Origin of the sequence: Neisseria chenwenguii, from assembly GCF_002216145.1 — a bacterium.
Classification (GTDB): domain Bacteria; phylum Pseudomonadota; class Gammaproteobacteria; order Burkholderiales; family Neisseriaceae; genus Neisseria; species Neisseria chenwenguii.
This window is the reverse complement of record NZ_CP022278.1, coordinates 622476-634599: the sequence shown is the minus strand read 5'-3', so window position 1 is coordinate 634599 and position 12124 is coordinate 622476. Positions and strand designations below refer to the sequence as shown.

The 12124-nt window shown below is 55.9% G+C and carries 11 protein-coding genes; all 11 read right to left on the bottom strand.

Annotated features, from left to right (window positions below):
• Positions 1-76: 76 nt before the first annotated feature.
• On the bottom strand, positions 77-1252 hold the full coding sequence (locus BG910_RS03075; protein ID WP_089035580.1) for a DegT/DnrJ/EryC1/StrS family aminotransferase: 1176 nt from the start codon (positions 1250-1252) through the stop codon (positions 77-79).
• The gene (locus BG910_RS03070; RefSeq protein WP_089035579.1) at positions 1245-2027 is read right to left on the bottom strand and encodes a formyltransferase family protein; all 783 of its coding nucleotides are present in this window, start codon (positions 2025-2027) and stop codon (positions 1245-1247) included. The genes BG910_RS03075 and BG910_RS03070 overlap by 8 nt, the downstream gene beginning before the upstream one ends.
• A gap of 246 nt (positions 2028-2273) precedes the next feature.
• Entirely contained in the window at positions 2274-2999 is a 726-nt protein-coding gene (locus tag BG910_RS03065; protein ID WP_089035578.1) for an HAD family hydrolase, read from the bottom strand.
• Positions 2983-3963, bottom strand: coding sequence for an ATP-grasp domain-containing protein (locus tag BG910_RS03060; RefSeq protein WP_089035577.1), 981 nt, complete (start codon positions 3961-3963; stop codon positions 2983-2985). Before BG910_RS03060 ends, BG910_RS03065 begins: the two co-directional genes overlap by 17 nt.
• Positions 3950-4567, bottom strand: a complete 618-nt coding sequence (locus BG910_RS03055) for a sugar transferase (RefSeq protein WP_089035576.1) — start codon at positions 4565-4567, stop codon at positions 3950-3952. The genes BG910_RS03060 and BG910_RS03055 overlap by 14 nt, the downstream gene beginning before the upstream one ends.
• Before the next feature lie 70 nt (positions 4568-4637).
• Positions 4638-5735, bottom strand: a complete 1098-nt coding sequence (locus BG910_RS03050) for a glycosyltransferase (RefSeq protein WP_089035575.1) — start codon at positions 5733-5735, stop codon at positions 4638-4640.
• Between the two features lie 35 nt (positions 5736-5770).
• Positions 5771-6943, bottom strand: coding sequence for a glycosyltransferase (locus BG910_RS03045; RefSeq protein WP_089035574.1), 1173 nt, complete (start codon positions 6941-6943; stop codon positions 5771-5773).
• A 12-nt stretch (positions 6944-6955) separates the two neighbouring features.
• On the bottom strand, positions 6956-8023 hold the full coding sequence (locus BG910_RS03040; protein WP_089035573.1) for a glycosyltransferase: 1068 nt from the start codon (positions 8021-8023) through the stop codon (positions 6956-6958).
• Positions 8020-9291 carry an O-antigen ligase family protein gene (locus BG910_RS03035; RefSeq protein ID WP_089035572.1) on the bottom strand — a complete coding sequence of 424 codons (1272 nt, stop codon included), beginning with the start codon at positions 9289-9291 and terminating at the stop codon, positions 8020-8022. The genes BG910_RS03040 and BG910_RS03035 overlap by 4 nt, the downstream gene beginning before the upstream one ends.
• Positions 9288-10484 carry a glycosyltransferase gene (locus BG910_RS03030; RefSeq protein WP_089035571.1) on the bottom strand — a complete coding sequence of 399 codons (1197 nt, stop codon included), beginning with the start codon at positions 10482-10484 and terminating at the stop codon, positions 9288-9290. Before BG910_RS03030 ends, BG910_RS03035 begins: the two co-directional genes overlap by 4 nt.
• Positions 10485-10518: 34 nt before the next feature.
• Positions 10519-11934 (bottom strand): lipopolysaccharide biosynthesis protein, encoded by a 1416-nt coding sequence (locus BG910_RS03025; RefSeq protein WP_089035570.1) that lies wholly within the window; start codon positions 11932-11934, stop codon positions 10519-10521.
• Positions 11935-12124 lie beyond the last annotated feature (190 nt).

Sequence of the window (12124 nt, the reverse complement as noted above, 5' to 3'; positions counted from 1 at the left end):
GGCCTCAAGCATTCATTTTCCAGCCCTAAAAACTTTTTCAGACGGCATTATTCGACCACTATGCCGTCTGAAAAGTTCATCTGACTGCCTGCTTTAACACGGCTTCGATGTTTTCTTTACAAAATGCGATTTCTTGTTCGGTCAGGGTGGGGTGGACAAGGAACATCAGGCTGGTGTCGCCCAGTTCGACCGCGTTTTTCAGACGCTCTTTCGGGCGCCACGGGGTGTTGTCGAAGGCTTTTTCGCGGTACACCTCGGAGCAGCTTCCCTGATAACACGGCACTTTACGCGCATTCAGTTCGTCCACGATGCGGTCGCGCGTCCAGCCGTCGTTTAATTTTTCGGGTTTGACGAAGGCGTAAAATTTGTATTGCGCGTGTTCGATGTAGTCGGGCACTTCAACCAGACGGACGGCATCAAATTTACCCAGCGATTCGGCCAGCGCGGCGGCATTGGCTTGGCGTTTGGCGGTCCACTCGGGCATACGGCGCAGTTGGATGCGGCCGATGACGGCCTGCATTTCCATCATGCGCCAGTTGGTGCCGAAACTTTCGTGCAGCCAGCGGAAGCCGGGCGGGTGTTGGCGGCTGTACACGGCGTCGAAACTTTTGCCGTGGTCTTTGTACGACCACATTTTGTTCCACAATTCTTTATCGTTGGTGGTGACCATGCCGCCTTCGCCGCCGGTGGTCATGATTTTGTCTTGGCAGAACGACCAGGCGCCGACGTGGCCGATGGCGCCGACGGATTTGCCTTTGTATTTTGCGCCGTGCGCCTGCGCGCAGTCTTCGATGACCCACAGGTTGTGTTTTTCGGCCAACTCCATGATGGCATCCATTTCGGCGGGCATGCCGGCGAGGTGGACGACGATGATGGCTTTGGTGTTGGGGGTTAAGGCCGTCTGAATGGTTTCGGCGCTGATGTTTTGGCTGTTTAAATCAACGTCGGCAAACACAGGATTGGCGCCGGCGGTGACGATGGCGGAGGCGGAGGCGAGGAAGGTGCGCGAGGTGACGATGACGTCGTCGCCCTTGCCGATACCCATCGCTTTGAGGGCGACGTCCAGAGCCAGCGTGCCGTTGCCTAAGGCGACGGCGTATTCGGTGCCGACATATCGGGCGAATTCTTTTTCAAATTCGCGGCACTCGGTGCCGGTCCAGTAGTTGACTTTGTTGGAAAGCAAAACGCGCGATACGGCGTCGGCTTCTTCTTGGGTAAAACTCGGCCACGGGGAGAGGGATGTATTAAGCATTGGCTTTTCCTGCAAAAAGGCTGGTGGCGTTGCTCGGGGCGACTTCTTCCAGCAGTTGGCGGTTGACTAGGGTGTATTTCTGGCCGTTGATGACGACGTAGGCGCCGTCGTAAGGCGGAAACCAGAACGCGCGGATTTTGCGGTCTACATCGTCGCCGGCTTGGATTTCTTTCATGGCTTCCATTTCGTCGCGGCTGACGTAGCGGCCGCCGACGTTGGCGGTGGTCGGCAGTTTGGCTTCGCTTTGCGCGGCCTGCATGATCAGGCGGCGGGCAAACGGGGCGAGTTCGTCCATGGATTTCTGCTCGAGCGACTGCGCGGTTTCGGTGTCGGGATCCATCGGGAAACGGACGATTTCGATGAGTTCGCCCGTGTCGATGGAGGCATCGACGTAGTGGGCGGAAATGCCCCATTCGGAGAGGCCGTCCATAATCGCGAGGTTGTAGCCGCCGGTGCCTTTGTATTCGGGCAGGATGGCGGGGTGGAAATTGATGGTGCCGCGCGGGGGAACGGTCAGGAACTCGTCGCGCAGTTTGCGCCAGTAGAGCACGGAAATGCCTAAGTCGTATTTCAGACGGCCTGCTTTCATGGCTTCAAGCGCGGTGTCGAAGGTAAACAGCGGCAGTCCGAGCTTCTGCGCCGCTGTGGTGGTCGGCGAGCCTTGCAGGTGGCTGTCGGTCAGAACGCCGGCGATTTCGATGCCGGGTTGGCCGTGCAGGTAGGTGAGCAGTTCGGCGGAAACTTGTTTCCTACCCATGAAAAGGATTTTCGTCATTTGGGATTCCTTCTTTCTGTTGTCTTTTCGGTGTTTGTTAATATTTAAAGACGTTGTTCCGAAAATGTTGGGTTTGCGTTTTGCCCGTTTTGGTTGATTCTGCGGTTTCTTTTTTCAGACGGCCTATTGATGCCGTCTGAAAAATATGGATTTGAACCGGATGAAGTCTGTGCCGTTGCCAATCTGTTTTCTTAAACCAAACCTACGCAGTTTGGTGTTTCAGAGGTTTGAGGAGCTTCGGGCGTTTCAGACGGCATTGGGCATTGTCGGTTGCGGCAGGTTTAGGCCGTCTGAAAAATGTCCGGCCGGCATCAGAAGTTTTTCCAAATCCGCCACCGAGTCCAGCCACCGATCGGGTTGGTATTCAGACGGCAGGTCGGGGGCGGCCTGATGGATGTTGTCCGCCCGTGCAGTAATGCCGACGGTCAGCCAGCCCATGCGTTTTGGGGTGACGAAATCTTTTTTCACGTTGTCGCCGACGTAAATATAACGCTTGGCGGGGAAGCGGCTTTCGACTTCGGCAAACCGCTTGGGCGCGGGTTTGTCTTCGCCCCATTCTTCGGAAATCAGAATCAAATCAAACGCTTCCAGAAGACCGAGCGCTTTGAGCTTTTGGCGCTGGGAAATGCTGCGGCCGTCTGAAATCAGGGCGGCAGCGGCGAAACGCTGTATCAGGGCGTTGAGTTTTTCAGACGGCATGAAGGTCTGAATCTCGGGTGCATGCAGGCGGTAGTGCCACAGCAGGCTTTGTTTTTCGGCGTCGTTCAAACCGCAGCGGCGGCAAAGTGCTTCGAGCCAGCCGCTGCTTTTGGTGTCGAGCGCGGCGTAGAGATCTTGCGCGTCAAACTGCGGGTAGAGCGTCGAAACCAGCGCGCAGACGGCGCGGATGCCGGAGCATTTGTAGGCATATTCGGCATAAAGCGTGTCGTCGAGGTCGAACACCAATACCCATTCGTCAGGCTTGATGTTCATGCACCAAAACCTTTGCGTCGTAGCGCAGCATAATCAGATTGTTTTCCCAGGCATCGAAAAACGGCACGTCTTCGCCGAGCAGGTATTCGCGGATCAGCCAGCCGACGTAGTTGCCGCCGGCGGCGTAGGTCAGCGGGTAGCCGCCGCCGAAGCGGGGGTTGATTTCGACGCCGTAGAGGGTGTTGTCGGCTTTGCGGTAGAAAAATTGGGCGGTAATGCAGCCGCGCGCGCCTTCGAGTTTGGGCATGGCCTGCATCATGGTTCCGTAAAGCGCATGGCGGCGGGTCGCGCCTTTGCTCACTTCACCGGAGCGTACTTCCAAGCGCTGGCGCGGTACGGCGCATTTCAGACGGCCTTGGCGGTCGTAGTAGAGATCGACGGTGTATTCGTCGAATTCGTTGTCGATGTATTGGCAGAACATCATTTTCGGGTCGGCCAGCAATTCTTCGGTCAGGTCGTCGGGCGACATGATGCGCTTGGCGCCGATGCTGCGGCTGCCGTCGTAAGGTTTGGCGAAGCAGGGGAAGGTCAGCGCGCCGGCGGCGTAGATTTCCGGCGTGGCGATGCCGAGTTTTTCAAACAGGCCGACGGTACGGCGTTTGTCACGGCATTGGGCAACGAGATTGCTGTCGGAGACAATCAGGTGGATACCGGCTCGGGCGAAGCGTTCGCGCTCGTCGGCGAGGATTTTCAATTCGGTGTCGAAAGTCGGGATAATCAGGCCGGTGTTCTGCGCCTGAGCCAGCTCGAAGATGCGGTCGGTGTAGGCCGGATCGTCGATGCGGGGCAAAACGAAGCTGCCGTCCGAAACATGGCAGGCGGACGACATGGCGGGATTGAGTTCGGCGGTAAAGACTTTTAGGCCGTCTGAAATTTTGGCGGCTTCGGTTTTGAAGTCCTGAACCAATTCGACGCGGCGGCCGGCGGATAAAATCAGGATATTTTTGTTTTTAGGTTTGATCATCGTTGTTGTTCCCTTGAAAAAACGGCATGGTGGCTTCGCCTTCAGCAGAGATCCCTTCTTTTATGAAGACTTTTTTTATGGTAAGAAACAGTATTTTAACATCCAGCCACAGGCTGTAATTGTCGATATACCAGACATCGTAGGCAAATTTTTCATCCCATGAAATCGCGTTGCGGCCGTTTACCTGTGCCCAGCCGGTGACGCCCGGTTTCATTTCGTGGCGGCGGTTTTGGAAATCGTTGTAGAGCGGCAGGTAGTGCATCAACAGCGGGCGCGGGCCGACCAGACTCATTTCGCCGCGCAACACGTTCCATAATTCGGGCAGTTCGTCGAGGCTGGTGGCGCGCAGCTTTTTGCCGAACGGAGTCAGCCTCTCGGAATCGGGCAGGGGGTTGCCGTCTGAATCGGCCGCGTCGCGCATGGAGCGGAATTTGATCATTTTAAACGGCTTGCCGTCTTTGCCCGGCCGCTCTTGGGTAAAGAAAACGGGCGACCCCAAGTTTTTCCGGATCAGGTAGACCAGAATCAGGAAAACGGGTGACAGCAAGACTAAGCCGAACGAGGCGGCCAAAATGTCAAACAGACGCTTGATAAACATATTCATGGTGTGCTTTCGTTGTTATCGGTTTGTTATCTTTGTTTAGATATCATGCCGTCTGAAAAGTTTTAACCGTTCAGGATTTGATTTTTTCAGATGGCACAGCCATCGCGTAGGCTTCCATCGTGGTGCGGTAAATTTCGTCGTCGGAACACAGCATGGTAACGTGTTCGTAGAGCGCGTCGCCCATTTGGCGGCGCAATGCTTTGTCGGCCACCAAAATTTCCACCGCTTCGATGAAGGCTTTTTTGTCGTGCATATTAATGCAGTAGCCGGTTTTGCCGCTGATGACCATTTCGTCCGTGCCGCTCATGTTGTAGGAAACGGCGGGGGTGTGGTAGAGGCCGGCTTCCAAAACATTGTTGCCCACGCCTGCGCAGCGGTCGCCGATGCAGTCGGGCGTGTTCACCAAAATATCGACTTCTTTGAAATATGCCGCCAAGTCGCGGATGGCGCCGAGAAAGGTCACTTTGTCGGCAATGCCCAAATCCTGCGCCTGTTGCCTGAGGTTGGCCATTTCTTCGCCGTCGCCCGCGACGGTCAGGCGCACGTTTAAGCCGCGGTCGATTAAGTTGCGGAAAATATTCAGCATGATGTGCACCGCGCGGATGCGGTCGAGGCGCGAGAGCGTGCCCAGCATCACATAATCTTTGTCGGTTTTTTCGGGCACGAAATCCGCTTTGGGCAGGGCGTTGTAGGTGTAGGTAATGCGCTCGGCAGGGAATCCGTGGCGGATGAGCTTGTCGCGCTCATGTTTGCAGTTGGCGATGGTGTAAACGCCGAGCCGGCCGAACAGTTTGGCGATTTTCGGATAGGTCTCCGCCTCCAGCCCGCGCGCGTGGTAAAACACTTTGGTTTGCGGTGAGGCGAGCCTGACCGCCGCCACGCAACCCGGCACAATCCGCGCCATCTGGCAGTGAATCAGGTCGGGCTTTTCCTGCCGCAGCATTTTTGCGCAGGCAAAAATGGTTTTTAAATAACCCGCCTTGCCGCCGCCGTAAAAGTCTATCGGATACCAGCGGATGCCCGCTGCTTTGGCTTCGGCCATCAACGGGCCGTCTGAAGAAGCCAGAATGACATCGTGGCCTCTGCTTTTCAATAAGTTTCCCAGCCGCAAAGAGGCGTTTTCCGTGCCGCCGAAGCCGGCCATCGAAGTTGATAAAACAATTTTCATTTTTGTGATTATTTTTGATGTGATTGAAAGGGCGCTTATTTTGCTCCCAGTTTCTCAATTAAGGCAACGATTTTCTGATACGCCACGTCGCGCTTGAAGCGGCGGATAATCTCTTCCGATTGGACGGGGTCGTCTTTGCGGCGCAGGATTTCTTTGGCGGCGCGCAGGAAGCTGCCGACATTGCCGGAGGTGTAGTCGGCGTGCGGCAGCAGGGTCAGCACTTCGGCCACTTCGTCGTTGACCTGGCTGTTGAGTATCGGTTTTTGCAGCGCCATGTAGTCGGAGAGTTTGTTGGTAATTGACTGCATGGCGTAGGAATGAATCGGGTTGACGGCAATATCGCAGCCTTTGGCCACCGACATCATTTCCGAATAGGGGATATAGCCGTAAAACTTAATGGCGTCATTGGCGTATTGTTTGAGTTTTTCCAGCTCAGGGCCGCCGCCCATGATGTGCAGCTCGACGTTTTCGCCGGCGTCGAGAAGCTGCCGGACGCCTTTGCAGACGGTTTCGACGTCGTAGCTGTAACTGAGCGTGCCCAGATAAAAGAAACGGGTTTTGTCGTTGCCGAAATCTTTGGCGGGCGCGGCGTCGAGTTTAGGGAAATCAGCGCCGATATACACGACTTCGCTAGGTACGTTGGGATTGGCTTCTTTGGCGCGGTCAAGATAGGTTTGCGACACGGCGACCAAACCGTCGGCGTAGCGGTAGGCTTGGTTGGCCCTTGAGGCAAACGGCAGCAGATTGTGCGGAATTTTTTTCAAAAACGGCATGACCGACGAAAACGATTCCGGCCAAACGTCCTGCACGTCGATAATCAGTTTGTAGCCCAAACGGGCTTTGTGTTTGCCCAAAAGAATGTTGGTGGCAATCAGCGGGTAGGCGGAAAACACCACGTCTTGGCTGCCCGGCTGCCGGCGTTCCAGCCATTGCCCGAACTCTTTCACGAAAACATGATGGCTTTTCACGCGGTCTAGCGAGACGTTTTTCCGATAACCGCTTTCGTTCAACAGCATGACTTTCAGACGGCCTTGCGAGGCGGCTTCGGCGTCTTCAGGCCGTCTGAAAGATTTGTCGTAGTGTTTGAAATTGCTGGTAATCAGCAGAACGTCGTGCGATTGCGACAACAGCTCGGCCAGATGCCAAAAGCGGTTGAAATGCGGCTCGGAGGGCAGCGAGCAATAGGGGGCGACAATGGTAATCTTCATTTTCAGACGGCCTCAGAGTTCGTATGCGGCAAGCGTGGTGCGGTAGATTTCTTCGTCGGAACAGAGGCGGGTAACGCGCCCGTGCAGCGCATCGCCGAAACGGCGGCGCAAAGCGGCGTCTCGTACCAGCGTTTCGACCGCGCCGGTAAAGGTGTCCAAATCGTTGACGGGCGTGCAGAACCCCGTTTCGCCGTGTTCCACCATTTCGGAAATGCCGGCGGCGTCGTAGCTGACGACGGCGGTGCGGTAGAGGCCGGCTTCGAGGATGTTGTTACCTACGCCTGCGCCGTGGTCGCCGACCAGATTCAGGTTGTTGAGCAGAATGTCGGTGTCGGCGAAAAAGGCGTTCAAATCGCGCACCGCGCCGAGGAATTTCACTTTGCCCGCCAGCTCCGAATCCAAAACCAATGCTTTGAGTGCGTCGGTTTCTTCGCCGATGCCGCCGATCTGCATTTTGACGTCCAAACCCTTATCCAGCAGGCGTTTGCACACGCGGATGCTGTCGGCGACGTTGCGGGTGGCGTTCAGGCGCGAGAGCGTGCCGAGCATGACGGTGTCGCGCGCGGGTTTTTCAGCCGTTTCGGGCGCGTCGGGCAGGGCGTTGTAGGTGTAGGCGATGCGCGCGGCAGGAAAGCCGTGGCGGATGATTTTTTCGCGTTCGTGTTTGCAGTTGGCGATGATATAGACGCCGAGCTTGTCGAAAATTTTAGCGATGCGCGGATAGGTTTCGGGGTCGAGGCCGCGGGCGTGGTAAAACACTTTGGTTTTCGGCGAGGCGATTTTCGCCATTGTCGCGCAGGCGGGCACAATCCGCGCCATCTGGCAGTGGACGATGTCGGGCCGCTCCGCTTTGAGCAGTTTGAAAAACGCCGCCGTGCCTTTGAGATAGCCTGCCGCGCCCTGATAAAAATCGATGTTGTGCCATTTGATGCCCGCCGCTTCGGCTTCGGGAATCAAAGGGCCGTCTGAAGAGGCGAGGTGGACTTCGTGGCCGTGCGCGGCCAAAAGTTTGCCCAAGCGCAGGGAGGCGTTTTCGGTGCCGCCCAAGCCGCTCATGGAAGTTGCCAACATGATTTTCATAGGGAAACTGCCTTTCTTCGGTTGCCGCCGCTAATCAGATAGAGGCAGATAAGGAAACAGGGCAGCCACACAAACGGCAGCCGCAGGATGGACGACGGAATGAACCCGCCGATTAAAAACACCAGCATGGCGCACAAAGCCGCCATTTTCGCGCGTGAGGAAACGGTGCGCCCGCTGCCCAGTGCGATGGTGCCGTAAAACAAAACGTAAGCCGCAAAAGCCAGCATCGACACGATGCCGAAGCCCAGATAAAGTTCGATAGGGAAGCTGTGCGGGTTTTCAAAACCCAAGCTGCTGCCGATATGGCCGCCGAAATACTGGCGGAAATTTTTCGGGCCGAAACCCTCGAGCAGCAGGGGCGGGTTGTGCCAGAAATAGTTGTAGATTTCCTGACGGGTCGAAACGGAATTGTCGCTGCCCAAATCAAACAGAAACAGGTAAACGCGCGAGGAGAAGCGTTCCAAAAATTCGTTGCTGTTGAGCGAGAGCAGAAAGTCGCGCACCATGTATTCGGGAACGGCGGTTACGGCAAAAAACGCGCCCAGCATCAGTGCCAGCGTAATCGGATTGTTGCCGCGGTAAATCAGGTAAAGTGCGGTCAGCAGGAAATAGCAGCCGATGGCCGTGCGCGAGACGCTGATGAGGATGACGACGCCCAACGCCAGATAAATCAGCCAGCCCAACAGCGTGTCGCGGGGGCGTTCCGATTCCTGATTGAAGAAAAACAATACCGCGGGTGCGAGGCAGACGGCGGTGGTGGCAAGATTGTTCGGGTTGAAAAACAAGCCTTTGATCGTGCCCGATTCAATCGAAAGCACTTCATCGGCGGTTACAAACTGAATTCCCGTCAGCAGCTCGGCCAGCGCGGGAAAGACGATAAACGCGGCAAACAGCGCGATCAGGCGGCGGATAAAGCCCAAGCTGTCTTCATGCCGCGAAACGGCCAGATACAGAATGTAGAAAAAACACGGAATGATGACGAACGACACCAAGTCCATAAACGTCGTGCCCGTCAGCTTCGAAATCGCAAAATGCAGCGATGCCCAGCCGCCCATCAGCGTCAGCGCGGTAAACGGCATGGCGAATTTTCTTGGAAACCGTTTGTTTTCCAAGAAAAAAATGCCGACGCTCATGATGATGAACAGCAAAGCCAGCGGGTTGTCGATACGCGGCAGCCCCGTTTTGTAGGAAACCGCCGGCCCCAACATATAGGCAACCAGCATGCCGTAGAGCATGAGTGTGTAAACAGATAAGGTTTTGATTTTCACGGTAATTCGTTTCCGATAAGGTTTTGTTGTTTTTGTGAAACAAGGGATTCGAAGGCTTCGGTCAGCCGCGCCACCACGCTGCTTTCGCCGTATTCCGCCAACGCACCCGCGCGCAAATCTTCTGCGCGGTAGCGGCTGCGGTTTTCATAAATTTCAATCAGCGCATCGGCCAGCGCTTCGACGTTTTCAGACGGCACCAGCAAGCCGTTTTCGGGCGTTACTGTGGTTTCCGGTCCGCCGCAGCGGGTGGCGACCACCGGCAAGCCTTGCGACACGGCCTCGATATAGACCACGCCGAAGGTCTCATAACGGCTCGCCAACACAAACGCATGGCTCTTGCGCATCAAATCCAAAACTTCGGTATTGGTCAGCGCGCCCAAGAATGTGACCGAAGCGTTCAAACCCAGTTCGGCCGCCAGTTTGCGCAATTCGCCGTCCGCCTCGCCGCCGCCGCCGATTTTCAGCTTGAGCTGCGGGTATTTTTTCAGCGCCAGCGCAAAAGCGGGCAACAGAATGTCGTAGCCCTTGTTGCGGCGCAAATGCGCGACCGAGCAGAACGTAAAATCTTCGTCTTTTTCAAACGACGCCAAATCCACGGGCGCGGCAAACGGCGCGGAGAGGATGTTGGGCAGGTATTCCCAGTCCGACCCCGCGAAAATTTCTTCCAAGAGCGTGCAAAACGTGCGGCTGACGGCAAAACGCCTGCCGCTTTTTTCCACAGCCGTGCGCATTTTGCCCCATTGCCAGTCGTGCACCAATTTGCGCGCGTAAGTCGAGCTGTGTTCGGTAATCACATACGGAATACCCGTCTCCTCAAAAATCTGCTGCGCCAAAATGCCCGCGTGGCTCACGCAATGGACATGAATCACATCCGGCCGCCCCTGTTCGGCGACATAGCGGTCAAACAGCTTTTTCCCCGCTTTGACCCAGCGCCCGCGGTCGCGCGGCATACGCGGAAAAAAATACATACTTTTATACACATAAGTCGGAATGTCCGCTTCCACATAGCTGCGCACGCCGTAGCCGCCGGTGAGAATCGACGCGGGTTTGCCGCGCATCGAACGGAAAATCGGCGCGACCACGCCAACCTTCAGCCCCGAGCGCTGCAAAGCCTGCGCCTGCTGGCGGAAGAAAATGCCGTCCACATCGTCGGGCGTAGCGGGATACCAAGAGGGGATAACTAAAACGTGCATGGTTGGGAAATTCCAAATTTGTTTTCAGACGGCCTTATTTTTTCAGACGGCCTTTTACCGCCGCAACGGCTTTTTGCAAACTGTTTCGGTGCTGCCTAAACAGCCAAACCAATACTGCCAGCCACAGCGCGCAGAAGAGCGGATGGTTTTGCGTCGAGCCCCAATGTGTGTACGCCAGGCTTACGGCGAGGCAGGCGGCGGTTGCGCCGTAGAGTTTGCCGCGCGGCAGCGGCTGCCAGATGCGGATGGAAACTTCGGTTTTCAAAAGGAAAAAAATCCAGAACGAAGCCGCCGTCGCCATCGCCGCCCCGCGCGCGCCGAAAAGCGGCACGAGCCAATTGAGCAGAAACCAGTTGCAGCCGAACGCCGCCAGCGAAATCAGCGTAATCAGCCAGGTTTTTCGGCGCACGTTGATGCCGATGCCGCTTACTTCCGTCAGCGTATAAAGCAGCGGAAACAGAATGCTGGAGAGCAGGATAAACTGCACGGGATCGTATTTTTCCGGCAACAGCAGCGGCACCAGCGGAGAGAAAATCCCCGCCGCGCACAAAATCGCCGCCACCATATCCGTCATTACAGCGGCAATGCCGCCGATTTTGTCGAGGTTGGTGTTGTCCTCAATCCATTTGAACACCATCGGCGCCCAAATGGTTGAAAAAATACTTTGAAAAATCAAAGCAATCGCGCCAAAGCTGACCGCCATCGAATATACGCCCAGCTCGCCGAGGCTGCTTTGCTGTTTCAAAACAAAACGGTCGATCGAGGCAAAACCCCAATAGGCCAAACCGCCCAGCGCCAGCGGAAAGCCGTAATCCAGCGCGGTTTTCAGCGTTCGGCCGCTGAAACGCGCTGCTGCCGCTTCCTTCAGCGCGCCTTTGGTTTGGAACGCCAAAACCGCCAAAGTCACAAGCTGCGCCGCCGTGTAGGCCAACACCAAACGGAACGTATCGTTGGGCGAACCGGTCAGAAAATATACCGCCACTACCAACAAAATCAAAACCTTAGGCGTAAACTGGCTGAACGAAAACGCAAACGGGCGTTCTTCCATCCTCAAAATCACCGACAGATAACGGCAAATCAGCGACGAGGCAAAAAACAGCAGGCACAACACGCCCAAGCCCGCATCGGGCAGCTCGAACAGTTTTTCAGACGGCCAAGACAGGTTTAACGCCAGCAAGATACACAAACCCGCCACCAAAACCAGCGGCACGGCAAAAATACTTTTAAACAGCCCCGCGCGGTCGGCCGAGCCGTGATACTCGCGGATATACGCCTGATCCAGTCCCAACCCCGCAAAAATCAAAACCAGCCCCGCCACCGTTTGCAGCAGAACAATACGCCCGATGTCGTCGGCCGGGAAATACCAAGAGATTAACGGTAGCGAAACCGCGCTGACCGCAGCGCTGCCCAAAGGGCCTAAGGCGTAACCGAGAAGTTTTTTCGTGTTCATTGCGTGTTTCGGGCGGGGTAGGCGGGGAGGTTTTTCAGACGGCCTCAAACGGTTTTCATCCTGCCGTAGGGTGGGTGTAAACCCACCGTTTGACCGCAGGTCAAAATCCAAACGCCAGAGATTTCGTCAACGGTTTTTCCGCCGTGCAGGCAGGTGGTGGGTTTACACCCACCCTACGGCAGGGCTACGG